At 57.6% G+C, this 24121-nt stretch carries 26 protein-coding genes; 8 read left to right on the forward strand and 18 right to left on the reverse strand.

Annotation, left to right across the window (positions count from 1 at the left end):
* Genes glcE through JFU37_RS01380 form a run of 4 tightly spaced genes read right to left on the reverse strand, consistent with a single transcriptional unit; the run spans position 1 to position 3318 of the window.
* Entirely contained in the window at positions 1–1059 is a 1059-nt protein-coding gene (glcE, locus tag JFU37_RS01365) for a glycolate oxidase subunit GlcE (protein WP_201112087.1), read from the reverse strand.
* The gene (gene glcD / locus JFU37_RS01370; protein WP_201112089.1) at positions 1059–2558 is read right to left on the reverse strand and encodes a glycolate oxidase subunit GlcD; all 1500 of its coding nucleotides are present in this window, start codon (positions 2556–2558) and stop codon (positions 1059–1061) included. Before glcD ends, glcE begins: the two co-directional genes overlap by 1 nt.
* Positions 2555–3007, reverse strand: a complete 453-nt coding sequence (locus JFU37_RS01375; RefSeq protein WP_201112091.1) for a MaoC/PaaZ C-terminal domain-containing protein — start codon at positions 3005–3007, stop codon at positions 2555–2557. Before JFU37_RS01375 ends, glcD begins: the two co-directional genes overlap by 4 nt.
* 11 nt (positions 3008–3018) lie before the next feature.
* Complete coding sequence (locus JFU37_RS01380; RefSeq protein WP_201112093.1) at positions 3019–3318, reverse strand: hypothetical protein; 300 nt, start codon at positions 3316–3318, stop codon at positions 3019–3021.
* Positions 3319–3497: 179 nt separating this feature from the next.
* Between JFU37_RS01380 and JFU37_RS01385 the strand changes: the two genes are divergently transcribed.
* From JFU37_RS01385 to JFU37_RS01395, 3 genes are read left to right on the forward strand one after another with little or no spacing between them, the layout of a single operon-like run.
* The gene (locus JFU37_RS01385) at positions 3498–4247 is read left to right on the forward strand and encodes an electron transfer flavoprotein subunit beta/FixA family protein (RefSeq protein WP_201112095.1); all 750 of its coding nucleotides are present in this window, start codon (positions 3498–3500) and stop codon (positions 4245–4247) included.
* Positions 4248–5177 (forward strand): electron transfer flavoprotein subunit alpha/FixB family protein, encoded by a 930-nt coding sequence (locus JFU37_RS01390; RefSeq protein ID WP_201112097.1) that lies wholly within the window; start codon positions 4248–4250, stop codon positions 5175–5177.
* A 57-nt stretch (positions 5178–5234) separates the two neighbouring features.
* Positions 5235–6263 carry an aldo/keto reductase gene (locus tag JFU37_RS01395; protein WP_201112099.1) on the forward strand — a complete coding sequence of 343 codons (1029 nt, stop codon included), beginning with the start codon at positions 5235–5237 and terminating at the stop codon, positions 6261–6263.
* A 40-nt stretch (positions 6264–6303) separates the two neighbouring features.
* Here JFU37_RS01395 and JFU37_RS01400 read toward each other — a convergent pair whose 3' ends face one another.
* The gene (locus tag JFU37_RS01400; RefSeq protein ID WP_201112101.1) at positions 6304–7629 is read right to left on the reverse strand and encodes an amidohydrolase family protein; all 1326 of its coding nucleotides are present in this window, start codon (positions 7627–7629) and stop codon (positions 6304–6306) included.
* Positions 7630–7889: 260 nt separating this feature from the next.
* Between JFU37_RS01400 and JFU37_RS01405 the strand changes: the two genes are divergently transcribed.
* Positions 7890–8750, forward strand: coding sequence for a cache domain-containing protein (locus JFU37_RS01405; protein ID WP_201112103.1), 861 nt, complete (start codon positions 7890–7892; stop codon positions 8748–8750).
* 51 nt (positions 8751–8801) lie between these two features.
* Here the strand turns inward: JFU37_RS01405 and JFU37_RS01410 are convergent, their stop codons facing one another.
* From JFU37_RS01410 to JFU37_RS01430, 5 genes are read right to left on the reverse strand one after another with little or no spacing between them, the layout of a single operon-like run.
* Complete coding sequence (locus JFU37_RS01410) at positions 8802–10064, reverse strand: NAD(P)/FAD-dependent oxidoreductase (RefSeq protein ID WP_201112105.1); 1263 nt, start codon at positions 10062–10064, stop codon at positions 8802–8804.
* A 26-nt stretch (positions 10065–10090) separates the two neighbouring features.
* Positions 10091–10258, reverse strand: a complete 168-nt coding sequence (locus JFU37_RS01415; RefSeq protein WP_201112107.1) for a rubredoxin — start codon at positions 10256–10258, stop codon at positions 10091–10093.
* Between the two features lie 52 nt (positions 10259–10310).
* Entirely contained in the window at positions 10311–11330 is a 1020-nt protein-coding gene (locus JFU37_RS01420; protein WP_201112109.1) for a zinc-dependent alcohol dehydrogenase, read from the reverse strand.
* Positions 11331–11352: 22 nt separating this feature from the next.
* The gene (locus JFU37_RS01425) at positions 11353–11829 is read right to left on the reverse strand and encodes a MaoC family dehydratase (RefSeq protein ID WP_201112112.1); all 477 of its coding nucleotides are present in this window, start codon (positions 11827–11829) and stop codon (positions 11353–11355) included.
* Between the two features lie 41 nt (positions 11830–11870).
* On the reverse strand, positions 11871–12773 hold the full coding sequence (locus JFU37_RS01430; RefSeq protein ID WP_191633593.1) for an SDR family NAD(P)-dependent oxidoreductase: 903 nt from the start codon (positions 12771–12773) through the stop codon (positions 11871–11873).
* A gap of 316 nt (positions 12774–13089) precedes the next feature.
* Between JFU37_RS01430 and JFU37_RS01435 the strand changes: the two genes are divergently transcribed.
* Positions 13090–13842, forward strand: coding sequence for a TetR/AcrR family transcriptional regulator (locus JFU37_RS01435; RefSeq protein WP_201112114.1), 753 nt, complete (start codon positions 13090–13092; stop codon positions 13840–13842).
* Positions 13843–13844: 2 nt separating this feature from the next.
* Here the strand turns inward: JFU37_RS01435 and JFU37_RS01440 are convergent, their stop codons facing one another.
* The 3 genes from JFU37_RS01440 to JFU37_RS01450 are packed head-to-tail and all read right to left on the reverse strand — an operon-like array spanning position 13845 to position 16450.
* Complete coding sequence (locus JFU37_RS01440) at positions 13845–14702, reverse strand: MaoC family dehydratase N-terminal domain-containing protein (protein ID WP_201112116.1); 858 nt, start codon at positions 14700–14702, stop codon at positions 13845–13847.
* Between the two features lie 57 nt (positions 14703–14759).
* Entirely contained in the window at positions 14760–15560 is an 801-nt protein-coding gene (locus tag JFU37_RS01445; RefSeq protein ID WP_201112118.1) for an enoyl-CoA hydratase, read from the reverse strand.
* A 20-nt stretch (positions 15561–15580) separates the two neighbouring features.
* The gene (locus JFU37_RS01450; RefSeq protein WP_201112120.1) at positions 15581–16450 is read right to left on the reverse strand and encodes a MaoC/PaaZ C-terminal domain-containing protein; all 870 of its coding nucleotides are present in this window, start codon (positions 16448–16450) and stop codon (positions 15581–15583) included.
* 193 nt (positions 16451–16643) lie between these two features.
* Between JFU37_RS01450 and JFU37_RS01455 the strand changes: the two genes are divergently transcribed.
* The 3 genes from JFU37_RS01455 to folE all read left to right on the forward strand — a co-directional run bounded on the left by JFU37_RS01455 (position 16644) and on the right by folE (position 19421).
* Entirely contained in the window at positions 16644–17507 is an 864-nt protein-coding gene (locus tag JFU37_RS01455) for an SDR family NAD(P)-dependent oxidoreductase (RefSeq protein WP_201112122.1), read from the forward strand.
* A 51-nt stretch (positions 17508–17558) separates the two neighbouring features.
* On the forward strand, positions 17559–18746 hold the full coding sequence (locus JFU37_RS01460; protein ID WP_201112124.1) for a thiolase C-terminal domain-containing protein: 1188 nt from the start codon (positions 17559–17561) through the stop codon (positions 18744–18746).
* A 114-nt stretch (positions 18747–18860) separates the two neighbouring features.
* Positions 18861–19421, forward strand: a complete 561-nt coding sequence (gene folE, locus JFU37_RS01465) for a GTP cyclohydrolase I FolE (RefSeq protein ID WP_150752559.1) — start codon at positions 18861–18863, stop codon at positions 19419–19421.
* Positions 19422–19477: 56 nt separating this feature from the next.
* Here the strand turns inward: folE and JFU37_RS01470 are convergent, their stop codons facing one another.
* The 5 genes from JFU37_RS01470 to JFU37_RS01490 are packed head-to-tail and all read right to left on the reverse strand — an operon-like array spanning position 19478 to position 24100.
* Complete coding sequence (locus tag JFU37_RS01470) at positions 19478–20527, reverse strand: acyl-CoA dehydrogenase (protein ID WP_201112126.1); 1050 nt, start codon at positions 20525–20527, stop codon at positions 19478–19480.
* Positions 20528–20535: 8 nt separating this feature from the next.
* A complete protein-coding gene (locus JFU37_RS01475; protein ID WP_201112128.1) occupies positions 20536–21696 on the reverse strand; it encodes an acyl-CoA dehydrogenase family protein in 1161 nt (386 codons plus the stop codon).
* Positions 21697–21706: 10 nt separating this feature from the next.
* Positions 21707–22948, reverse strand: coding sequence for a CaiB/BaiF CoA transferase family protein (locus JFU37_RS01480; RefSeq protein ID WP_201112130.1), 1242 nt, complete (start codon positions 22946–22948; stop codon positions 21707–21709).
* Positions 22945–23718, reverse strand: coding sequence for an SDR family NAD(P)-dependent oxidoreductase (locus JFU37_RS01485; protein WP_201112132.1), 774 nt, complete (start codon positions 23716–23718; stop codon positions 22945–22947). The genes JFU37_RS01480 and JFU37_RS01485 overlap by 4 nt, the downstream gene beginning before the upstream one ends.
* Positions 23719–23728: 10 nt before the next feature.
* Positions 23729–24100 carry a Zn-ribbon domain-containing OB-fold protein gene (locus JFU37_RS01490; protein ID WP_201112134.1) on the reverse strand — a complete coding sequence of 124 codons (372 nt, stop codon included), beginning with the start codon at positions 24098–24100 and terminating at the stop codon, positions 23729–23731.
* Positions 24101–24121: the final 21 nt, after the last annotated feature.

Here is a 24121-nt window from a genome sequence, read left to right on the forward strand (position 1 = left end):
TCAGATCTCTGCGTACATTCGGCCTGGATTGAAAATCCCTTGTGGGTCCAGTTGTGACTTGAGCGATTGCTGGTAGCGCAGCAGCGGTGCTGCCAGTGGCTGGAAGGGCTGCTCGGCATTTGCATGGCAGGTGGCATGTCCTCCAGCTTGCCTGGCAATGGCGCGGATGGTCTCGGCCTCGGCGTTGGATTTCAGCCAGCGCTGGGCGCCGCCCCAATCGATCAACTGCTCGCCTGGCAGGCTCAATGGGCCAGTGTGGGTCGGCAGTGACAGGCGCCAGAGCGGGCGAGCATCGGCAAAGAAAGTCAGGCGCTGGGCATTGAGTTCGTCCCAGTAACCCGCGTCGAGCAGTTCGCCGCCCAAACGATCATGGGCGGCCGTTACCGAGCCTTCGCCACCCTCCAGGCGCAAATGCAAGCGTTGTCCGTCATGGGTGGCTGCGCTGATGGGGATGGGTTGTTGCCCCCATTCCGCCAGTTTCAGCAGGGCCTGCTCGCTGCTCATTTCCAGGGCGATGCTGAGGCTATGTCTCGGCTTTGGCAGCACCTTGAGGGATACTTCGGTCAGCAGCCCCAGGCAGCCAAAACTGCCCGCCATCAAGCGCGACAAATCGTAGCCCGCCACGTTCTTCATCACTTCGCCACCGAAGCGCAGATGCTTGCCATGGCCGGTAATGACGCGGGTTCCCAGCACGTAGTCGCGAACCGAGCCGGCCCACGGTCTGCGTGGTCCCGACAAACCGGCGGCGACCATGCCACCAAGGGTGGCGCCGTCATCGCTGTAGGGTGGTTCGCAAGGCAGCATCTGCCCGGCGGCGTCCAGCGTTGCGTTCAATTCGGCCAGCGGCGTGCCGGCGCGTGCCGTGATCACCAGTTCCGTAGGGTCGTAGGTGACAATGCCGCGATGCGTACGAGTATCGAGCAGTTGACCGCGAACCTCTCGACCCAGATGAGCCTTGCTGTTCCCTCCTTGTATGCGCAATGGAACATGGCTGCGCAGGGCATGCTCAACCTGTTGCAAGAGGTCCGCGCCAGCGTCGTTTGAATGTTGGCCAAGCATCAAAAACGCTCCAGTTCAGGGAAGGGCAACTGCCCCATGTGCACATGCATGGCGCCGAACTCGGCGCAACGATGCAGGGTGGGAATGTTCTTGCCGGGATTGAGCAGGCCACTGGGATCGAAGGCTGCCTTGACCGCGTGGAACAGGGTCAATTCATCGCTACTGAACTGGGCGCACATCTGGTTGATTTTTTCCCGACCTACACCATGTTCGCCGGTGATGCTGCCACCGACTTTTACGCATAGTTCGAGGATCTTGCCGCCCAGTGCTTCGGCGCGATCCAGTTCTCCGGGTGTGTTGGCATCGAACAGAATCAGCGGATGCATGTTGCCGTCTCCGGCGTGAAAGACGTTGGCGACGCGCAGGTTGTACTCGGCGGACAACTCGGTGATTGCCCGTAGAACACCGGGCAGTTCGCGGCGCGGGATGGTGCCGTCCATGCAGTAGTAATCCGGCGAGAGGCGCCCGACAGCGGGAAAAGCATTCTTGCGTCCGGCCCAGAAGCGCACTCGTTCGGCTTCGTCTTTGGCCTGGCGCACTTCGGTGGCACCGGCTTGCTCCAGGACCTGTCGGACGCGCTCGCAGTCGTCGTCGACATCGGCTTCGACGCCGTCGAGTTCACACAACAGGATGGCTTCGGCGTCTACTGGATAGCCTGCGTGGATGAAGTCCTCGGCGGCGCGAATGGCCAGGTTGTCCATCATCTCAAGGCCACCGGGGATAATGCCGGCAGCAATGATGTCACCTACTGCACGACCGGCTTTTTCCACTGAGTCGAATGCTGCCAGTAGCACCTTGGCTGATTGTGGTTTGGGCAGCAACTTGACGGTCACCTCGGTGATCACCCCGAGCATGCCTTCGGAGCCGGTGAACAGTGCCAGCAGGTCAAAGCCGGGAGAGTCGAGGGCGTCGCAACCCAGAGTCAGTCGCTCGCCATCGACCGTGAGCATTTCCACTTTCAGCAGGTTGTGCACGGTCAGGCCATACTTCAGACAGTGGACACCGCCAGCGTTTTCCGCGACGTTGCCGCCGATGGAACAGGCGATTTGTGAAGAGGGGTCCGGTGCGTAATACAAACCATAGGGGGCGGCAGCCTGAGAGATCGCCAGGTTGCGTACTCCCGGTTGTACGCGGGCAAACCGCCCGGCAGGATCTATTTCGAGAATTTTGTTGAAACGCGCCATCACCAGCAACACGCCTTTTTCAAGTGGCAGTGCTCCGCCGGAAAGGCCTGTACCGGCTCCGCGCGGTACCACTGGAACATGCTGTTGATGGCAGATCTTCAGCAGTTTCTCGACTTGCTCGATTTCGCGGGGCAACACCACCAGCATTGGCGTGGTGCGGTAGGCGGACAATCCGTCACACTCATACGGTTTGAGTTCCTCCTGGCTGTGTAGGATTTCAAGGTCAGGCATCTGCTCAAGCAAGGCCTGAATAAGCGCGTTTTTGTTGGTAGTCGGAAGAGCTCCGTCAACGCGTTCGTCGTAGAGAATGTTCATATTGGGGCAAACAACCCTTTCTTATTGTTGTGACCGGCCAACGACGAAACAACCCCGCAGGCTTCGGCGTCCATTACTGTCACTCCCGCTTCGTTGGTCATCGTGATTTGGGCCGTTGCATGGCCTTGATTGCCCAAAGTCTTGATTACCCATTGGCAGGTGATCGTGTCGCCGGTATAGACCGGCCGCGTGAAGCGGAAGGCGATGCTGTCACCCATCCAGCCAATTTTCCTGCCGATTTCTGTGACCAGGCTGGCTGTCAGCAACTCATGGGAAACAGGTGCTTTGAGTACAGCGGCCTCGGCACAACACGCATCGAAAAATGCAGGTTGATAGTCCCGAGAAATTCTCGTGAAAAGCTGGATGTCTTCAATGTTAAAGCGGCGAGAGGCTGTGAAACTGTCCCCAACCTGAAGCTCCTCCGAGGCACGCTGTCTGAAGCGAGTCATTGGAAAATCCTTTACATGGGTTCGTCATTGTCCGGCGATTGCTCCAGCATCTCGCAGGCACGTTGCTTACCAATGATTGAGCAGTAAATTTCGCCTGAGATAATTGCCTGGAGATAACTCCTTTTCAGCTTCATGGCTTTTGTTTCACTCGAAACTTTATTGGCAAAGAGGTCGACCAGCACTGCCTCTTCAAAAGGTGGTGGGTTTTGAAGCAGCTCAATCAGGCCATTTGTTTGTTCTGCATTCAGGAATCGCGGTTCCATGCCTGCTTTTTCACAGGCCATCAAATATTGTTGATAGGCGTAAAGCATGGAGTACCTCCAGGATTCAGCAAAAGGATGACGTTCACACTATAGCTGCCTTTTTATTAAAAAAATAACAAAATGTCAGTTATTGACGTCTTAAATGTTGACATTTTTTCAGGCGGGAACAAGAGTGGAGTGGCAGGTCATTTCGGCCTTTTCCTGTTATCGCCAAATAGAGAATGCACATGAAAATCCTGGTCCCTCTCAAGCGGGTGGTCGACTACAACGTCAAGGTTCGCGTCAAGGCGGACAATTCCGGCGTCGATCTTGCCAACGTCAAGATGTCGATGAATCCGTTCTGCGAGATCGCCGTTGAAGAAGCCGTACGCCTGAAAGAGAAAGGTGTTGCGACTGAAGTCGTCGTCGTCTCCGTCGGCCCGTCCACCGCTCAAGAGCAACTGCGCACCGCGCTGGCTCTGGGTGCCGACCGCGCCATCCTCGTCGAGTCCGCCGAAGATCTGACGTCCCTGGCCGTTGCCAAACTGTTGAAAGCTGTTGTCGACAAGGAACAGCCTCAGCTGGTGATCCTTGGCAAACAGGCCATCGACAGCGACAACAACCAGACTGGCCAGATGCTCGCTGCATTGAGCGGCTACGGTCAGGGCACGTTCGCTTCGAAAGTCGACATCAGCGGCGACAGCGTTGCCGTGATTCGTGAAGTCGACGGCGGCGCGCAGACAGTTTCCTTGAAACTGCCGGCCATCGTCACCACCGACCTGCGTTTGAACGAGCCGCGCTACGCGTCCCTGCCAAACATCATGAAAGCCAAGAAGAAGCCTCTCGAAGTGCTGACTCCGGACGCTTTGGGCGTTTCCACTGCCTCCACCAACAAGACCGTGAAAGTCGAAGCGCCAGCGGCACGCAGCGCGGGTATCAAGGTCAAGTCGGTGGCTGAACTGGTTGAGAAACTGAAAAACGAAGCGAAGGTAATCTAAATGACTATCTTGGTTATTGCTGAACACGACAACAAAGTACTGGCCCCGGCCACGCTGAACACCGTTGCGGCTGCCGCCAAAATCGGTGGTGACATCCACGTTCTGGTTGCCGGCCAGGGCGCTGGCGTCGTGGCTGAAGCCGCGGCCCAAGTCGCTGGCGTGGCTAAAGTGTTGGTGGCCGACAACGCCGCCTACGCTCACCAGCTGCCGGAGAACGTCGCACCGCTGGTTGCAGAGTTGGGCAAGGGCTACAGCCACATCCTGGCTGCCGCTACTTCCAACGGCAAAAACATCCTGCCGCGCGTTGCCGCTGCGCTGGACGTCGACCAGATCTCCGAGATCATCTCGGTAGAAAGCGCCGATACCTTCAAGCGTCCGATCTACGCCGGTAACGCTATTGCTACCGTGCAATCGAACGCTGCAGTGAAAGTGATCACCGTGCGTGCCACCGGTTTCGACCCGGTTGCCGCTATCGGTGGTTCGGCTGCTGTTGAAGCGGTTGGCGCTGCTCACGACGCGGGCATCTCCAGCTTCGTCGGCGAGGAACTGGCCAAGTCCGATCGTCCGGAACTGACCGCTGCCAAGATCGTCGTTTCCGGCGGCCGCGGCATGCAGAACGGCAACAACTTCAAACATCTGTACAGCTTGGCCGACAAGCTGGGCGCTGCCGTCGGTGCTTCGCGCGCCGCGGTCGACGCAGGTTTCGTACCCAACGACATGCAGGTCGGTCAGACCGGCAAGATCGTTGCGCCACAGCTGTACATCGCGGTCGGTATCTCCGGCGCGATCCAGCACTTGGCCGGCATGAAAGACTCCAAAGTGATCGTTGCGATCAACAAGGACGAAGAAGCGCCGATCTTCCAGGTGGCCGATTACGGCCTGGTGGCTGACCTGTTCGAAGCTGTGCCGGAATTTGAACAGCTCGTCTGACCCATCTTGCAGCAAGGTGGGCGTCAGCTCGCCTTGCTCACCGTCAAAGGAGGCAACATGCGTTACAAACTATTGGGAAGATCCGGTCTACGGGTTTCGGAGCTGTGCCTGGGAACCATGACATTCGGCAACCAAGGATGGGGCACGGAGGAAGCCGAAGCGGCGAGGCTTTATTCGCACTTTCGCGATCAAGGCGGCAACTTCCTCGATACTGCCAATGAAATCTATGCAGGCGGTGCAAGCGAGGAGATGCTAGGGCGATTATTGCAGGGCCATCGCGATCAAATGGTGGTGACCACTAAGTATGCCTTGGCGCTTCCTGGTGGCCAAGACATCAACGCTGGCGGCAATCATCGTAAAAGCCTGCATCGTTCGGTCGAGGCGAGCCTGCGACGGCTGGGTACCGACTATATCGATCTGCTCTGGGTACATGCCTGGGACGCATTGACGCCTCTCGAGGAAATGCTGCGAGCTCTGGATGACTTGGTCAGGCAGGGAAAAGTGCTTTACCTCGGCATTTCCAACACACCGGCCTGGGTTGTGGCCAAATGCAATACATTGGCTCGTGCTAACGGCTGGACGCCTTTTATCGCCATGCAGGCTGAGTACAATTTGCTCGAGCGTTCGATCGAACACGAACTATTACCGATGTGCCGCAGCGAAGGCTTGAGCCTAGCTGCCTGGTCTCCACTGGCCAGCGGGATACTGAGCGGTAAGTACAGTGCCGAAGTCGCCAAGGGTGAAAGCAAGCGCCTGGATGTTGCGGCAATGAAATCCCTGGACGAGCGGGGGCTGGCCATGGCTGAGGCCGTCGGTAAAATCGCCCGGGAAATTGGCAGGACCCCTGCGCAAGTGGCCTTGAACTGGTTACGCGGGCAGCCGAATGTCATTCCGCTACTGGGTGTGAGGACCCAGGCTCAGTTACTGGACAATATGGGGTGTCTTGAGTTTGATCTGGATTCGGCTTGTTTGGCCGAACTGGGTGCATCAGGCAAGCCGGTTGCCCATTACCCTTACGATTATTTGAACAAGTATCAGAGCCTGATCAACGCAGGCTTTCAATCGCAGATCGATGCCGATCGCTAGGTTGGATACCCCTCACGGCTGAGCCGTGAGGGGTTTTGCCTCATGCTTCGATTTTGCCGTCTTCCTTGGATACCTGGGTGAACATCTTGATGATGTCGCCCGAGGTCACGCAGCGACGGGTTTCGCCTTCAGCCAGCGGCGCCGGGCCACCGAACGATTGTGGGCGGGTATCAATGTGGGCTGCTTTAGCACGCAAAGCACCCGCCGTGCAGTTTTTTCGCCCCCCCATCAGGCTGAACGCATCGAAGTTGTAGAGTCGCATGGCGTTGCCATGGGTGATCTTGTCGATGGTGCTGGCCGACAGGTGCGAGACTGTTTCGATCAAGCGATCCGGGCACTCTGGCCAGACGGTATCAGAGTGTGGGTAATCGCACTCGTAGGCAACGTTGTCTTCGCCGATATCGTCGAGGTTCTTCAGACCGAACTTGTCATCAATGAAGCAAGTAAGGAAGTGCTCGCGGAACACTTCGCTAGGCTTCTTGCCACCGAAATCGGCATAAGTCCAGGCGCGGTGGTGGTCGTGCACGAAATCTGCGCGCTCCAGGAAATACGGAATCCAGCCAATGCCGCCTTCGGACAAGGCTATCTTCAGGTCCGGATAACGGTGCAAGGCCTTGAGGTGAAGCCAGTCGGCTGCCGAATTGACGATGGAAATCGGCATGGTGATGATCCATGCATCGATCGGAGTGTCCATCGATGCGTGCGGAGCCTGGGCACCGGAACCAATGTGAATGTTAATGACTACCTTGTTTTCCGCGCAGACCTTCCACAGCGGTTCCCAGTGGGCGTCGTGCAGGCTCGGTTGACCCTTGAGGGATGGGTTGTCGGTGAAGCTGATGGCGTGGCAGCCCTTGGCAACCACGCGTTTGATTTCTTCGACGGTGGCGTTGATGTCCCAGTATGGAACGATTGCATTGGGAATGTTGCGTCCCGGGAAACTGCCGCACCACTCGTCGATATGCCAGTCGTTGTAGGCCTTGAGCAGGGTCAGTGCGTTTTTCTTGTTATCGAACTGATGGAACAGGCTGCCATCGAAGGTCACGACGCTCGGGAAGTTCAATGAAGCCAGCAGGCCGTTGGCGTTCATGTCATCGATGCGCGCCTTGATATCCCAGGCACCCTTACGCATCTGTTCGAAGGATATGGGCTCGCAGCCATATTCTTCCCGGTTGCGCCCGACCACGGCATTCAATCCGATATTGCCAGCGCGACGGCCTTCGAAGAGCCAGTAGTCCGCACCATTCTTGTCTTTGAGCACCTTGGGAGCGAAGGCTTTCTGCTCCGCTGTCAGGTGCTGATCGAACATGGTGGGAGGCTCTACGATGTGGTCGTCAACGCTAATCAGGATCAAGTCATCGACTTTCATTGGCTGCTGTCTCCATTTCGTATGCTGCCGCTGGCCAGGCAGGGCCAGCATCACGGGCTGCTTCAGGTTTTTGTTTTTGGCTAGGAGAACATTAAGGCTTTTGCCTTGGCTCGGCAAGCAATAACCGACACATTGTTAGCTAATGGTTCGAGCAGGGTGATCTGTGATCGCCTTGCGTCGCGCTAATTGCATGTCAAGGTACTGCAAATGATACTATGTCAGTTAATTTGTAACTTTATCTATCGATGCAGGTGCAGTACATGAAGCTGTTTCAAAGGTTGGGCAGGCAGGCAGCATGCTGGATGTTGTTACTGGTGGCTGCTCAGGTAGGGGCGACGGATTCTCAGGACGATGCGCAGCGGGCCAAGGCATTGCTTGAGCGTGCAGTTCTTTACTATCAGGAGCACCACGAAAGTGCCATGGCTGCTTTCAGTCGCCAAGGGGACTTTATCGATAATAACTGCTATGTGATGGTTCTCAATACCCAGGGTGTCATGCTGGCCAGTGGCGGGCCGTCCAGTTTCTTGATCGGAAAGAACGTCGGCGCATCCTTGCCCAAGGAGTTGACGGCGGCTTTCTCCGAGGCCCTGAAGACCGAGGCAGTCCAAGGGGTGCAAAAGGCCGAATACAACTGGAAAGTCTGGAATGGCGACCGCGATGAGAACAAAGTGGTCTATTACCGCCGCGTCGATGACAAGCTTTTTGCTGTTGGCTACTACATTTCACGGCAAACATCGGAGCATGCCCAGTCGATGCTCGATAAGGTCTCAAGTGCAATTGCATCAAATCCGAACTCGACGCTGGAGGCCATCAATCAATTAGACCCCGCCTTTCGGCTTGATGATCTTTACCCGTATGTCATCGACCTGAACACCCGGCGCTTTGTTGCTCATGGATCCAGCAAGCGGATGGTGGGGACGGATTTCAGCACAATCAATGATGCCCATGGTAAGCCACTAGGGGCCCCGCTTCTGCGGATGGTTCAGCGCAAGGGGGCAGGGGAATTCCAATATGACTGGCTGAACCCGTTGACCCATAGCATCGAGCACAAGCATGCCTACTTTCGTAAGGTAGACCATTACCTGATTGCCGTAGGGTATTACCAATCCACCGCACAATAGTCCGTCGCAAGTTCACTGCGCGGATCGCTTTGGCGTTGTGGCCGGGTGTTTTCAGGCAATAGCGTTTGCTTGAGCGAGAATGTCTTTGAGTGGTGTCGAGTCGTCGCAAAGCCACTGGGCGTTGGGTGTTTGTCCACCTTGAACCAGCTTCTTGATCAGGGCGAACTCCAACTGACGATTAATGCAGTCGGCGGCAATTACCTGACCTTCGCGCAGATAGAACACTACAAACGAACGAGTTGCCGGGGAGCCCCGTAGACAGGTCTGGTCGTAACCTTGAGACAAGCCGACAGTTTGCAGTTTCAGCTCGTATTGATCGGACCAGAACCAGGGTATGGACCGGTAGGGCGCAGGCTTCCCGCAAATCGCGAGTGCTGCTGTCCGGGCTTGCTCGATGGCATTGGGTATGGACTCCAGGCGCAGCCGTCGACCGTACCGCTCACTGGGATGGTTGGAGCAATCACCGATAGCGTGGATAAATGGGTCGCTGCTACAAGTGAACTCATCGACCAAAATACCGTTGTCGACTGCAAGGCCTGCTTGCTCGGCCAGTTCTGTGTTGGCAATCGCGCCGATTCCGACGAGTACCAGGTCGGCCGGTAACCGATTGCCATCGCTGAGCTGCACGGACTCAACCCCTTTGCCCTCAGCATCCAGATTCAAACGATCGAAGCGGGCGTTGAGGTGCAACTTCAGTCCGGCGGCCTGATGGACCTGTTGATAGAAGTTGGAAACTTCTGCTGACGTTACACGAGCCAGAATCCTGTCCATGTTTTCGATCAGGCTGACTTCGAGCCCTTGCTTGAGGGCCACGGCGGCAACTTCCAGTCCTATGTAACCGCCGCCGATGATGACCAGGCGCTTACCTTCGATCATCTGCTCACGCATCTGCTGCGCATGGGCAAGGGTACGCAGGTAATGGAGGTTGACAAGGGGGCACTCTGGATCCAGGCCGGACAGCGGTCTGGGCCGACTGCCGGTGGCGAGAATCAAGTGGCTATAATCCAAGCTGCCCCCATCAGACAGTTCGATGAGCTTTCGCGCGGCGTCCAGGCTTGTCACCTGAACGCCGATACGTGTCTCGATATTGGCTTTTTCATAAGCATCGGCGGGACGCATCAGCAAGGCCGGATGATCGACCGCTCCGGCCAGAAACCCCTTGGACAAAGGAGGGCGTTGATAGGGCAGGCTCGCTTCATTACCAATCAGCACGATGCGTCCGGTGTAACCGTTCTGGCGCAGTGCTATGGCCGCTTCTGCGCCAGCATGGCCGCTGCCGACGATCAGGGTACAAGGGGAATCAGAATGGTTCATGTACAGTCTCCCGGCGACTCGTCAATTCAGGCGATTTCCAGCATGGCGAAGTCTTCTTTGGTGGCGCCGCATTCCGGGCAAATCCAGCCTTCGGAGACATCCTCCCAGCGTGTGCCAGCGGGAATGCCCTCGGCTGGCGCGCCGAGAGCTTCGTCGTAGATGTAACTGCAAAAAAAACACTGCCACTTTTTCATGATCGTCGTTCACCTTCTTAATGCGTGGAAATGGAAAGCCGTCGTGTAAGTTTCACTCCATCCTCACTACGACTTTGGCGGACAGTTCGGGGACCTGGGCCATGGCAAAGGCTTCGGCGAACTGATCGAAATCAAACGAGTGGCTGAGCATCGGGGTGATATCAAGCTGCGAATCGCTGAGCATCTCGATGACTTCCGGGAATTCATCGGGATAGGAGAGAGAGCCGATCAGCACGAGCTCCTTGATCATCACTTGGATCATGTTCAGTTGAACCGGCTTTTTATGCGTCGCCAGTACTACAATCCGCGATTTATCCCCGGCCATTTCCACCATTTGCTCAAGCAGCGGACCATGCCCGGCACAGTCGATGTACAACGAGGCGTCGACCACGGGTAGCCCAGTGAGCTTGGCGGTTTGCATGCCCAGATGCTCCTGCAGTGTTGTCTGCAAATCTGCACGCCCGGGGTTGATGACGTGGTCGGCTCCTAATTGACTGGCGCGCTCCAATCGCTCGTCGGTCAAGTCCACGGCAACCACTTTGGCCACTCCGCGGTACTTCAATGCGGCTATCACACCCAGGCCAATCGGGCCTGCACCAAAGACAACGGCACGATCTAGAGTGTTAACGCCAGCCTGGTTCAGGCCATGCATGCCCACGGCAATGGGCTCGGTCAGTACGGCGCGCTGAAAGTCCAGCGAGTCGGTCAAGGGGAATAGCGTTTCGCCCAGCCGTGCATTTCGCACCAGCAGGTACTCGGCAAAGCCGCCGTGGTCAGGGTCTCCGGTACCAATACGGCTTGAGCCCTTCATGGGGTCTACTACCACTCGCAGGCCAGGATGGATGTTTTGTACATCACTGCCGACAGCGTGAATGGTGCCGACCAGTTCATGCCCCAACGGTAATGGTTGACCACCCGGTCGACCAATGTAACCGTCGCGGGCAAAACCAAGATCGCTGCCGCAGATGCCGAACATAGCGACCTTTACAATTACATCGAGCGGGCCGGCCTCTGGCATCGGCACGTCGACGATTCGCAGGTCTTGAACTCCATACAAGCGTACTTGTTTCATCGGGTGGCCTCGTTGAGTCGGTTCAGCCGGCCAGATTGGCGCGGCCCTTGACCAGGCGTAGCGGCGTATAGACCATCACCACTGTGCCGTCCTGTTTGACCACTTGGTTGCGGGTGCGCACAAGCCCCATTCCTGGCTTGCCTTTGCTAGGCCTGGATTCAATGACTTCGACTTCAACGTGCAGGGTGTCGCCTGCAAAGGTCGGCCCCTTGATGTCCAGTTCCATGTGCAGAAAAGCCACGCCAACGCCTTGCAGAGCTGTCTGAAAGAGCAGTCCTTCCGCAAAGCAGAACACTTGCCCACCTGGTACCAGGCGCCCATTGAAGCCGGCCTCCTTGAGGAACTCGACGTTTGTGAACAACACTTCGAGCATCCCGGTCGCAGAAATGAAGTTGACAATGTCAGCCTCGGTTACGGTACGCCCGAGTGTTTTGAAGGTGCGTCCTACCGGTAGGTCTTCCCAGGGAAAGCCAATACCAATGGTTTCTAGTTCGCTCATCTTGTTATCTCGTGTCTGGTTGCAAAGTCGGGAGCAAGGGATCAGATCGGATCCCAGGTGGTGAGCTCTGGTGAAGGCGTGTTTGCATAAAAGGAGGTCTGCATGGCCGGTATCGCGTGCTCGGCAATAGTTTCTGCAGTCCAGCCCTCGCTGCGATGTACTGAGCGGATGACCCGGGATTGAGAGAACAGATAAATTTCGTTGGCACGCACGCCGAAGATCTGCCCGGAAACATCAGCCCCCGCATCGCTGGCCAGGTACACCGCCAGTGGGGCGATCTTGCGCGGCTCCATGAGTTTGAGCTTTTCCATACGCGCAGCGGCTTCGGGGGTATCAGTCGGCACTGAAGCGGTCATGGCGGTCCATGCCCAGGGCGCGATGCAGTTCGAACGCACGTTGTAGCGCTTCATGTCCAGCGCGATGCTCTTGGAGAGCCCGACCACGGCCATTTTTGCTGCAGCGTAGTTGGCTTGTCCGGGGTTGCCGATCAGGCCGCTGGTAGAGGTCATATGGATGTAGCTACCGCTGGCCTGTTCCTTGAAATGCGGGGCCGCGGCACGGGCGACGTAGAACGAACCATTGAGGTGGACATCGACCACAGCCTGCCATTCTTCAAGGCTCATCTTGAAGAAGAAGCGGTCACGTACAATGCCGGCGTTGTTGATTACGGTATCGATCCGGCCGAACTGGTCCAGCGCGCATTCGACGATGCGGTGTGCGGAGTCCCACTGAGCAACGCTCTCGATGCTGGCCACTGCTTCACCGCCAGCCTGGCGTATTTCGTGGGCAACTGCCTCGGCAGCGCTGCCGCCATCCGGGGTGCGACCCAGATCATTGACTACGACCCGCGCGCCTTCGGCGGCGAAGGCAAGAGCGTATTCGCGGCCAATACCACTACCGGCCCCGGTGATAACGACGACTTTATCTTGAACCATGGAAGGCATGCCCGTCTCCTACGTATTGAGTGCGGTTTCCGATAAGGATTGTGTATCTGCGTGGCTTCGCTATGCTATCACCATAACTGTCATTATGTCAGTTATTGGTTTTGCGCAGCAAGACACCTTTTTGCGCTTGAGGTCTTAAATCGATAGGAAGACAACAGTTGCGCCTGTGAGACAGTTTGTATAGGTTTCACTAATAGCTGTTCGATTGTTGTTTTTTGGTGCCGTTTGCTCTGAAAAAACGATCGAGGCAGGACTTTTTTATTTTTGGGTTACCAAGACCCACAAATTTTCGATTAGATGGAGCGAGACTCAACCCATGGCAAACGACGTCACGATGAATAAGCAGGGCCAGACGCTCGGACGCAAAGGCTTGGAAACACGGCAGCGGCTGATGTCCGCCACACGCCGATTGCTCTATACGCACCCACTCCCGGATATCACCGCGGTAGCCATTGCCAAGGCGGCGGGTACGTCATCGGCAAGCTTTTATATGTATTTCGATGATGTGCAGGATGTGCTGTATGCACTCAGTCTGGATGCTGGTGAGGAGATGGCCGGCGTGGCGCGCCTACTTGAGCATCCATGGGAACCTGCTCGTTATGAAGAGGAGGCGCTGCGAATTGTTGAGTCGATGAACCTGGTCTGGAGTCGCCACCGCGAGGTGCTGCGGTACCGGAACCTGGAAGCAGACCGTGGCGATCCACGTTTCGAAGAACTGCGTATGAACACTTATATCCCGTTCATTGAACGCTTCGCTCAGTTGATCCTCGCGGTTCACCCAGCTATGGGTGGGCGCAAGAGAGGTGACGCCTACGCTGAGGCAACGGTATTGCATGCGGCTATGGAGCGCTTGGCGGGTTTGGATCCCGTGGTTATGGAGCGGGGGCTTGGCGCTAAACGTGTCAATGCGGCAATTGCGCGGATTATTGTGCAGACTCTGGTCGGCCAGTCCACCGATGCAGTTCCATTAAACCAGGTCGCCCCGGGTAAGCCCAAGCGCGCGCCCAAGGCCACCAAGGCTGCGACCGAAGAAGTCGCTGCCCCGGAATTGGCTGAAGAGCAACGCTGATATCAGGCCGTAGGCTCGAACTCGATGAAACCATAACTTAGTACTGGTGCGTCGCGTTCGCAGGCGTGCATCTTGAATAACGCAAAACCTGAGCGCATATGCCACAAATCGATGCGCATGGTTTCACCTGTGAGCATCGGACCTGCATAACGCACGCCGATAGCTCGCAGGCGATCAGGTTCATTATCACAGGCCATTTTCAACACTCCGCGTCCGGCCAAGCCAAAACAACCCAGTCCGCGCAGCATGTACTGCTGAGAGTCGGCTTGCGCCTGAGCGGCGACAGCAATATCGGCTGAAAGCCGGAACAATGTGTCGGCGCCCTCGGGCGTGCGAATTTTCAATGCGCAGTCAGGGCTGCGGTCAGGTATCGCTTCCGGGCGCTGGGAGGGTTGCGGCTGACCGCCAAAGCCGCCGTTGCCGCGCAATACCGTTGTGACTTCAATGCTCACCAGTGCGTTGCCCAGCTCGTCGCTGAGCAGTTGCTCTTGAACCATCAATGCGCCTTTTTCAGGGCCTCTGTCGAACAGGTCCTTGACCTTTTGGGTTAGCACTACACTTCCTTCGACGGGCAGGGGGCGATGCACGCGAAGACTTTCCTGGGCATGCACCATCTGCTGCCAGACGATCCCGCTGCGTGGGTCTTGCTGCCAGAATTCGCCATCGGCCAGGGCCACGGCGCTCATTGGCAAAATGGCTAGTGTCAGGGTGTCTTCGATGTAACGGTTATCGGTGGCTTGCCAGTTCGGGTCGACACCGGCACCGAAGCCTTCTGCAATGCGAATGCTGTCAGCTCTGCAATAGGTGCGAGTGGAGGCCGCAAACGGCCAATTCATTAGCGTTTGATAATCAAGGGACACTACGGTTGCTCCAGACGATGGCACGATTGGGCAGGCCCGTGGGCCTGCCCGCGTGGTTCAGGATTGGGCTTTTTTGGCGGCTTCCAGCGAGGCGCGCATGCCGGCGGCGGCTACAGCGAAGTGCTCGTTGGTTGAGGTGCTGAGGATGTGAGTGTCAAAGTGCGCCATGATCGAATTGCGGAAACCCATTATGTCCGCTGAGCGATTGATCGAGCGCTTGAGCATGCGCAAGCCAATGGGTGGTGCCTTGGCGATGTGCTCTGCCATGTTCATGGTGTATTGCTCTAGTTCCGCGCGGGGCACCACATGGTTGACCATGCCCCATTCCTTGGCTTCGGTTGCGCTGATTTTCTGCCCGGTGAACAGAAATTCCTTGGCTTTGCGAATGCCCATTACCCAAGGGTGAACCAGTGTTTCCACCGAAGCCGCCGCCAGGCTGTGGGCGACGGGATCACTGAAAAAGGCGTCGTCGGAAGCGATCATGATGTCGCACATGTTGGCTACCATGAAGCCGCCGGCAATACAGGCGCCTTGCACCTGGGCGATCGTAGGCTTGGGAAAGTCCCAGATACGCAGGGCATTGCCCAAGTAATGTTCGCTTTCCCAAAGCCAGTGTTGCTCGGGCGAGAACTGGCCACGTTTTTCCATACCGTCCATCAAGTCGTGTCCGGCCGAGAAGTGCTTGCCTTTAGCGCCGATAATGAGCACGCGGACATTGTCGTCTTTTTTCGCGAGATCCAGGGCGTGGTCGAGTTCGGCGAGCAGATTTTCCGATTCGGCGTTGGCATTGCCGGGCCGGTTGTGACTGATGCGGGCCACATTGCCGATGATTTCGTAGCTGATGTCTTGGTATTCCATGATGGTTTTCCTGTTGTCAGTCATGCGTCGAACTCAACGTAACCGTTGTTGAGGATGGTGATGTCGCGCTGTGTAGCGGTAACCCTGAAGGAGGCCTGGCCGGGGCCTTCGCGCCAGGCTTCGATACGCAACGTTTCACCGGGATACATGGGTGCGGCGAAGCGCAGGTTTAGTACCCTCAGTCGAGCGGGGTCGTTGTCGCAAAGCAGCTTGATCAATGCTCTGCCAGCCATTCCGTAGCTGCTCATTCCGTGCAGGATCGGCTTGTCGAATCCGGCGAGAGCGGAAAAGGCGGGGTCGATGTGCAAGGGATTCAAATCTCCGGACAGCCGGTAAATCACGGCCTGTTCAGGACGACTTTCCATCTCGATGCTCAAATCGCAAGGCCGGTCCGCAGGGATTGGATGTGGCTTGGGCTGGCCTTCGGCCGAGCCACCGAAGCCGCCGTTGCCACGCATGAAGGTCGACCATTTCGAAGTCGCCAGTAGCGTTTCGGTACGCGCGCAGTAGATGCGTCGCGACATGTACATCACCGCGCCCTTGTCGGCGCCCTTATCGAATATCTCATCAACCTGGTCGCGGCCGATCACCTCGCCATGGGCGGGAAGAGGGTGATGCAGGGTCAGAAACTGTTCGCCATGCAGGACCCTGCTCAGGTCAATGCCAGTTGCCGGATCGGCCAGCCAGGCTGCACCGCCGGCCAGGATGCTGGCCATGGTGGGCAGGGCTTTCAATCCGGGTTCGTAGACGAACTGCAAGTCTTCGGCGGCAAGAGGGTTGCAGGTAGCGGCGCCGACACCCAGCGCATAAAGGATGGTGTCACGTTCGCTGTAGGTTTGTCTGGCCTCTGGAATGGGCCAGTTTTTTATACGTTGGTAATCGAGAGACACGTTTTATACCTCGGCCAGGGTGGTTGCTGAGTCATAGCATTGCCTCTAACATTAAAACTGTCAAATAGTCAGTTATGCGGTGTAGTATTCATGTGAGGCCGCTAAAAATAGGCTGTTGGTAATAAATTAGTGACTGAGGTTCAGTTGGACGTCTGAACCCTCACTCATAACAAGAACGCTTTGGAGACAGACAATGGCTTTATTGAGTGGGAAAGTAGCAATCATCACCGGTGCCGGGCGCGGGCTGGGGGCTGCTTATGCAACGCTTCTGGCCGCCGAGGGAGCAGCGATTGTGGTTAATGACCTGGGGCGCGACGAAAGTGGAGCCTATATTGCCGAATCAGTGGCTCAGGGCATTCGTGATAGTGGCGGCCAGGCAGTCGCCCACACCCAGGACATCTCAACCGTCGAAGGTGGTCAGACCTTGTGCGCGGCGGCGCTGGAGCATTTCGGTCGCGCGGATATCCTGATCAACAACGCCGGGATCCTTCGTGACAAATCGTTCCTCAAGTTGAGCGAGGCGGATTGGGACGCGGTGATCGCCGTCAACCTCAAGAGCATGTACGCCGTTACCCAGCCGGTATTTGGCTGGATGAAGGAGAACGGTGGCGGCGTCATCGTCAATACCTCTTCCACATCAGGTCTGGTTGGCAATTTCGGCCAAGCCAATTATGCGGCGTCCAAGTGTGGCGCCTGGGGCTTTTCCAACGTATTGGCGATCGAAGCTGCCAAGTTTGGCGTGCGAGTCTGGACCCTGGCACCGGCCGCGGTTTCCGCGCTGACCGCGCCATTGATGGACGAAGTCAGCAAGGCCCAGTTGGCGCCCGAGCATGTGGCCCAAGTGGTGCTGTACATGGTTAGTGAGCTATCCGGCCAGCGCACCGGGCATTGCCTGTTCGCCTCCGGTCAGAGCGTGCGGGAGCTGAAGCTGGTGTCCGCCGAGGGTATTCGCGGCGGTGGCGTCGATCCGCAATTCAGTGCTCAGCGGCTGGCGAACGAGGAGGACAAGGTTTTCCGTTCGGAAACCGCATTGACCATCATGGATTTCTCCCGCTGACAAAGCGCCCGTCAACTCATCTCGGACGCGCATCGTCCGGTGGAGAACAGCATGAGTAATAAAGTTCTGGTGGCCGGTGTTGGCATGGTCAAGTTCACCAAGCCCGGCAAGAGTGAAATGTACGACGTCATGGGCGCGCAAGCGATTGCCAATGCCCTCAAGGACGCCGGTATCGAATATGGCCAAGTGCAACAGGCGTATGCCGGCTTTGTTTCCGGTGACACCTGCTCCGGTCAGACTGCGCTTTACCATGCAGGTTTGACTCAGATTCCGGTGATCAACGTAAACAACGCCTGTGCCAGCGGGTCTTCGGCCTTGTTCCTGGCGCGTCAGGCAGTCATGAGTGGCGTTGTCGACGTAGCATTGGCTGTCGGCTTTGAACAAATGAATCCCGGTGCCCTGGCCGGCAGTGATGCCGCTGCCCGAACGCCAATTACCGTGCGTATCGATGAAGCCACTCGGCGTATTCGTGGGTGGGACGAGCTCGCTCCTTCGGGACCACAGTACTTCGGCGGAGCGGGGGCCGAGTACATGGAGAAATATAACGTCGGTGCTGAGCTGTTCGGTCGTGTCTCGGTCAAAGCACGCAGCCACGCCGGGCGCAATCCCTATGCCTTGTTCACCGATCCGCTAACGCTGGAGCAAGTGATGGGCTCTCCAGCGATTTTCGGTCCCTTGACTCGCCTGATGTGCTGCCCACCGACTTGTGGTGCAGCTGCGACCGTGGTGGTGTCCGAAGCGTATGCACGTAAACATGGGCTAGCCAATTGCGTGGAAATCGCCGGTATGAGCCTGACTACGGATGGACCACAAAGCTACGAGTCGGGCAGCATGATTCAAGTGGTGGGTGCTGGCATGACCGCTCTGGCGGCTCAGCAGGCCTATGCGCAAGCAGGTGTCGGACCTCAGGACCTGGATTTGGTTGAGCTGCATGACTGCTTCTCCTCCAATGAGATCATCAGTTACGAAGCACTGGGTTTGTGTGCTGAAGGCGGTAGCGAGCGCTTTGTCCTGGACGGGGACAACACCTATGGCGGCCAGGTGGTAACCAATCCATCCGGTGGGCTGCTGTCCAAGGGGCACCCATTGGGTGCGACGGGCCTGGCGCAGATCGCTGAAGTGTCCTGGCATTTGCGTGGATTGGCGGGTGATCGCCAGGTACCTGGCGCACGTCTGGGTCTGCAACACAACGTTGGGTTGGGTGGCGCGTGCGTCGTCACCATTCTGAAAAAGCTCTGACCCCCGGCGCTCCAGGCCGACGGGCTCGTTCGCTTTGCATGGACGAGCCCGCTTTCTTCCAGTCGATTGATTTGTCTGCGTAGGTATTAGCCAACGCGGTTTCGTGAGGGCGATATGAGCGAGCAGCTGTCCCAGCACTATCAGGCCATCCTTCAGGGCCTTGGTGAAAATGTCGAGCGTGAAGGGCTGCTGGACACCCCAAAACGTGCGGCCAAGGCCATGCAGTATTTGTGTAATGGTTACCAGAAAACCGTCGAAGAACTCGTTAACGGTGCGCTGTTCGAGTCGAGCAATGATGAGATGGTAATCGTCAAGGATATCGAGCTGTACTCGTTGTGCGAGCACCATCTACTCCCGTTCATTGGCAAGGCGCATGTGGCCTACATTCCGTCCGGCAAGGTACTGGGCTTGTCGAAGATTGCCCGCATCGTCGATATGTTTGCGCGCCGCCTGCAGATCCAGGAAAACCTGACGCGGCAAATTGCCGAGGCGGTCCAGCAAGTCACCAATGCCGTCGGCGTCGCGGTGGTAATTGAAGCGAAGCACCTGTGCATGATGATGCGCGGTGTGGAAAAGCAGAACTCGATGATGACCACCTCGGTCATGCTCGGACAATTGCGCGAATGCGCCAACACTCGCCAAGAGTTTTTGCAGTTGATCAAAAGCCAGAAGTGATACGAAGTGACTGATAGCTTGTCGGCCCTGAAATCAAGGCCGACAGCATCTTGATGCTAGGCAGGCTGTTCCATTGGTTGGGTCAGCATGCTCCATAAAGCTGCACCGTCGCGGGCCAAAATCTGCTGCCCCAAGCGCTCTGCCCAGTAGTGTTCGCTGCCGGCATCCGCACGCCATTGCCACAGGCGTCGGGTGTAATAGTGCAGGCTGTGCTCGTCAGTCACGCCGATGGCACCAAATACCTGGTGGGCCATGGCGGCAGCTCGTCCCGCAGCCTTTCCAACCAGCGCTTTGGCCACTGCCGCCGCCTGGAAGGGATTGCCTGCATCGATCATCCGTGCCGCATACAGGCCGGCAACTTGGGCGGCGGCTGCCTGGGAGGCTAGCTCGGCAATCATGTGCTGAATGGCCTGGAACTTGCCGATCGGTTTGCCGAACTGCACACGTGTGTTGGCATAGTCGACACAGAGCTCCAGCACTTTAGCCAGAGCACCGGCCATCTGTATGCTTCTGAGCACAGCGATCAGCGGTTGCAGCGTACTCGTTCCAAGCGCTGCTGGTGTGGCTGAAAACTGGTTGGGACGCGCGTCGCACAGGCTCCATTGTGCGCAGGGAAGACGGTCCAGAGTTTCGACTATTTGGTGTTCACCTTCGCTGGCGCGAATCAGGCAGAGGTACAAGCCGCCTTCGCGCTCAGCGAGTAATACGACATGCTCGACCTGCGGCAACCAGCTCAGTTGCGGATCATGACCCTGCAAGCGATCTTGCCCATCCAGTTGATACAAGCTGGTCGATACCGCGATGGGGCCTTCAGGTACGTGCAGTCCGGCACTGGAAAGCGCCCATGCCGCGATGGCAGTTTCGCCAACAGGTAACGGAACAGCATGGGCACCACAAAGGCGCAGCATAGGTTCGGTCTCGGTCCAGCTCAGTCCGGCGCCACCATGCTCTTCCTGGCACATGGCAAGTGGGATACCCAACTGCTCGATCTCTGTCCAGAGGATTGTCGCCGGTTGGCCATCTTCGGCCTCGACCCAGATTTTGCGATCGATACGATCACTGAACAATCGGTTCACTTGTTCTGCGAGCATTTCGCTGATGTTCATGTCTTCACTCATCGCAGTCCAAGCCCCTTGGCAATGATGCCGCGCAAAATCTCGCGTGTTCCGCCGCGCAGGGAGAAGCTCGGCACGTTCTGTACCAGGAAACCCTGCAATTCGCTCAACTTGTTTCCGCTGACAATGGTGGATGGCGTGTCGAGCAGTTCGCGGACGAGCTCCGGGATTCGTTGCTCATGGGTGTTGCCCAGGTCCTTGACCAGGGCGGCTTCCTTGGCAGGGGAGTGGCCATCCTGAAGTTGGCCAAGGATGGACAGCGACATTTCGCGCAACACCGTCAGTTCCGCGAAGGCCTCTCCCAGTTTGCGTGCCGCCAAGCGGTCCGCCTTGTGGTCGCCATGCAGGGCCTCGATGGTCAAGGGCAGCAGAGGAAAGCTGCTCATATAACGGTCCGGTTGGCTGCGTTCGAAAGCAAGCTCCGCAGTGGCCTGGCTCCAGCCGTCACCTTCTTGTCCCACCAGCATATCGTCAGGGACAAAGACATCGTCAAAGACGACTTCATTGAAGTGGGCTTCGCCGGTCAGATCATGAATGGGGCGTACTTCGATGCCGGATGAACGCATGTCGATCAGAAACTGCGAGAGCCCTTTGTGGCGCTCCGAGTCAGCACTGGCACCCGTGCGGAACAGCCCGATCATGAAATCGCAGAGGTGTGCGTTGGTGGTCCAGACCTTGCGGCCATTGAGTCGCCAGCCACCGTCGACGCGGGTAGCGCGTGAACGCAGCGAAGCCAGGTCGGAGCCGGAGTCGGGTTCGCTAAGGCCAATGCAAAACGAGGCGTGGCCTTTGACGATGAGTGGAATGAAGCGACGGCGTTGCTCTTCACTGCCCAGGCGCAGGAGCAGGGGGCCGCTCTGTCGGTCGCCGAACCAGTGCGCACCCAGCGGCGCGCCGGCGGCGAGCATTTCTTCGACGACCACGTATCGCTCGAGGCCAGAGCGCTCGTGACCGCCATAGGCTTTGGGCCAGGTCATGCCGATCCAGCCGCGGCGACCGACTTCAAGGCTGAATTCGCGGTCGAAACCCGTCCAGGAGTGGCCGATCTTCCAGCCGGACCATTGGCTGGCACTGTCTTGCAGGAACGACCTGACTTCCTGGCGTAATGGCTCCAGGGCGGCAGGCAGCTGTAAGGGTTTGAAGCTGAAGGTTGATGTCACGGCAGATCCCTCAGATTACGTTGCGTTCACGCAGTTCTGCGATGTGCGCTGGGTTCATCCCCAGCCAGTCACCGAGAATTTCACTGGTGTGCTCGCCAATGGTCGGTGGCGCCGACTTGTATTGAACCGGTGTCGCGGAAAACCGCATCGGGCTCGCCGCGGTACGAATCGTGCCATTTACCGGGTGTTCCAGCGGCACAATCATTTCGCGCTCGATGGCATGTGGGTCGCGCTCCAGATCGGCCATGCTATTGATCGGGCCGCAAGATACGGTGGCGGCATTGAGGTGAGCGATCCACTCATCCTTGCTGCGGCCACGTAATGCCTCGGTGAGCAGGGCCGACAGTTCCTGGCGATTGGCGACGCGCGCACCGTTACGGGCAAAACGAGGGTCTTCGATCCACTCGGCGCGGTCGACGGCGGCTGCCAACCGGGCGAATTCACGGTCGTTAAAGGTGGCGACCAGGATAAACCCGTCATCCACCGCGTAAACGCCGTAGGGCGATGCGCTTGGGTGATCGTTGCCGGTGCGGCCCAGTTCCTTGCCGCCGTTGAACCAGGCTGAGAAAGTGTTGAGCAGCGCCGCTACTTGGGAGTCGAACAACGACACATCGATGTGCTGGCCTTCACCGCTCTCATGGCGGTGATTGACCGCGGCGAGTACGCCGATTGCGGCGTAAAGGCCGGCACAGATATCTGCCACTGGAACACCGACTCGCATGGGGCCATTGCCGGCATGTTCGTCGCGGTGACCGGTCACAGACATGACCCCGGCCATGGCCTGGATCAGGTAGTCATAACCTGATCGGTTAGCGTAGGGACCTGTCTGGCCGAACCCGGTGATAGAGCAGTAGATCAGGCGCGGGTTGATCTCGCGTAGCTCTTCATAACTCAGGCCGTATTTGGCCAGGGTGCCAGTACGATAGTTCTCCAGCAGGATGTCCGATTTGGCCGCAAGCTGGCGCAACAGCTCGGCGCCTTCGCGCTCAGCGAAATTGACGCTGATTGAGCGCTTATTGCGGTTGACCGATTGGCTGTATGTGGATTCCTGGTGTGGTTCGTTCTCGGTGCCCTTGATCCAAGGTGGGCCGATGCGACGGATGTCGTCGCCTTCGCCCTGGCGCTCGACCTTGAGGACGTCGGCACCGAGGTCGGCGAGTATCTGCCCGGCATAAGGGCCGGCGATGACGCGGGTCATGTCGAGTACGCGCAGGCCTGCAAGTGCTTCTTTGGCAATATTGTGCATAGTCATACCGCTATGGTGTAACCGCCATTGACCGAAAGGACTTGGCCGGTGATATAGGAAGCCGCCTCGGACAGCAGGAAGCAGACAGGGACTGAAACTTCTTCGGGAGAGGCGAAGCGGCCCAGCGCAATCTGCGCCAGGTACGTCTCGAGAAACTTCGGATCAGTACGCACTTTCTCGGTCATGGCCGTTTCAACCATGCCGAAACACACGGCGTTTGCGCGTATGCCGTGTTTTGCCCATTCGCGCGCAGCAGTCATGGCCATGCCGAACATGCCGGACTTGGCCGCCGAATAGTTGATCTGGCCGAGGCTGCCCCGGCGACCGGCATCGGAGGAGATGAACACGATAGAGCCCGGAGCGCTGTCGCCCGCCCGGGCACGTTGCAGCAAGTGCTGGCCAACCGCCTGGGTGAAGAAGAATGACCCGGTCAGGTGCACATCGATCACCTGTTGCCACTGCTCCAGCGTCATTTTTTCGATCATGGCCGGCCGCCCAATGCCGGCGTTGTTGACCAGACCGTGGACAGCCCCGAAGTGGCTGACTGCCTGTTCCACGGCCGACTGTACGAAGGACTGGTCACTGACACTGCCCGCCAGTGGCAGATATTGCTCGCCCAGCTCATGGGCGGCACTGTGCAAAGCATCGGCATTGAGGTCGACAGCCGCGACGTTGGCACCCAATTCGATGGCCAGTCGCGCAATGCCTAGGCCGATTCCCTGACCGGCACCGGTCACAACAATCGTGCGACCGGCAAGTGACATCGGATTTTTCATGATCTATCGCCTAGTGGTGGTGTGGGTCGAAAACGACAAAAAACTGATCAACTTCCTCGACGATGCGGGCCTTGACACGCAGGCCGATCGTGACCTGTTCGGCGGGCATGCCTTCAATGCGAGTCATCATTCGAGGACCTTCATCAAGGTCGACGAGGGACACGTTGTACGGCAGCGCAGGAGGCTTGGGGCGAATGACCGTCGCTGAGTAGACGGTGCCAAGCCCACAGGCTTGCACCCATTCCAGATCGGTGCTGCCGGTTTGCGGCTCAAGCACCCGAGGATAAAAAAAGCAGCGTTGGCTCGAGCGACTGCGCTGGAGCATGAATTGGCCTTTCTTCAGAAATTCCTGAAAGTCGGCGTCGGGGCGAATAGTCGTCATCGAAAGCCTGCTCCGTGATCA

This window comes from Pseudomonas sp. TH41, from assembly GCF_016650695.1.
Lineage (GTDB): Bacteria > Pseudomonadota > Gammaproteobacteria > Pseudomonadales > Pseudomonadaceae > Aquipseudomonas.

Coding starts and splice junctions, on each gene's coding strand:
- JFU37_RS01430 (WP_191633593.1), bottom strand. CDS start 12,773: ATGCCTTCCATGGTTCAAGATAAAGTCGTCGTTATCACCGGGGCCGGT.
- JFU37_RS01395 (WP_201112099.1), top strand. CDS start 5,235: ATGCGTTACAAACTATTGGGAAGATCCGGTCTACGGGTTTCGGAGCTG.
- JFU37_RS01385 (WP_201112095.1), top strand. CDS start 3,498: ATGAAAATCCTGGTCCCTCTCAAGCGGGTGGTCGACTACAACGTCAAG.
- JFU37_RS01425 (WP_201112112.1), bottom strand. CDS start 11,829: ATGAGCGAACTAGAAACCATTGGTATTGGCTTTCCCTGGGAAGACCTA.
- glcD (WP_201112089.1), bottom strand. CDS start 2,558: ATGAACATTCTCTACGACGAACGCGTTGACGGAGCTCTTCCGACTACC.
- JFU37_RS01470 (WP_201112126.1), bottom strand. CDS start 20,527: ATGAACATCAGCGAAATGCTCGCAGAACAAGTGAACCGATTGTTCAGT.
- JFU37_RS01390 (WP_201112097.1), top strand. CDS start 4,248: ATGACTATCTTGGTTATTGCTGAACACGACAACAAAGTACTGGCCCCG.
- JFU37_RS01405 (WP_201112103.1), top strand. CDS start 7,890: ATGAAGCTGTTTCAAAGGTTGGGCAGGCAGGCAGCATGCTGGATGTTG.
- JFU37_RS01410 (WP_201112105.1), bottom strand. CDS start 10,064: ATGAACCATTCTGATTCCCCTTGTACCCTGATCGTCGGCAGCGGCCAT.
- JFU37_RS01445 (WP_201112118.1), bottom strand. CDS start 15,560: ATGGAATACCAAGACATCAGCTACGAAATCATCGGCAATGTGGCCCGC.
- JFU37_RS01375 (WP_201112091.1), bottom strand. CDS start 3,007: ATGACTCGCTTCAGACAGCGTGCCTCGGAGGAGCTTCAGGTTGGGGAC.
- JFU37_RS01485 (WP_201112132.1), bottom strand. CDS start 23,718: ATGAAAAATCCGATGTCACTTGCCGGTCGCACGATTGTTGTGACCGGT.
- JFU37_RS01415 (WP_201112107.1), bottom strand. CDS start 10,258: ATGAAAAAGTGGCAGTGTTTTTTTTGCAGTTACATCTACGACGAAGCT.
- JFU37_RS01380 (WP_201112093.1), bottom strand. CDS start 3,318: ATGCTTTACGCCTATCAACAATATTTGATGGCCTGTGAAAAAGCAGGC.
- JFU37_RS01420 (WP_201112109.1), bottom strand. CDS start 11,330: ATGAAACAAGTACGCTTGTATGGAGTTCAAGACCTGCGAATCGTCGAC.
- JFU37_RS01460 (WP_201112124.1), top strand. CDS start 17,559: ATGAGTAATAAAGTTCTGGTGGCCGGTGTTGGCATGGTCAAGTTCACC.
- JFU37_RS01455 (WP_201112122.1), top strand. CDS start 16,644: ATGGCTTTATTGAGTGGGAAAGTAGCAATCATCACCGGTGCCGGGCGC.
- folE (WP_150752559.1), top strand. CDS start 18,861: ATGAGCGAGCAGCTGTCCCAGCACTATCAGGCCATCCTTCAGGGCCTT.
- JFU37_RS01490 (WP_201112134.1), bottom strand. CDS start 24,100: ATGACGACTATTCGCCCCGACGCCGACTTTCAGGAATTTCTGAAGAAA.
- JFU37_RS01480 (WP_201112130.1), bottom strand. CDS start 22,948: ATGACTATGCACAATATTGCCAAAGAAGCACTTGCAGGCCTGCGCGTA.
- JFU37_RS01435 (WP_201112114.1), top strand. CDS start 13,090: ATGGCAAACGACGTCACGATGAATAAGCAGGGCCAGACGCTCGGACGC.
- glcE (WP_201112087.1), bottom strand. CDS start 1,059: ATGCTTGGCCAACATTCAAACGACGCTGGCGCGGACCTCTTGCAACAG.
- JFU37_RS01400 (WP_201112101.1), bottom strand. CDS start 7,629: ATGAAAGTCGATGACTTGATCCTGATTAGCGTTGACGACCACATCGTA.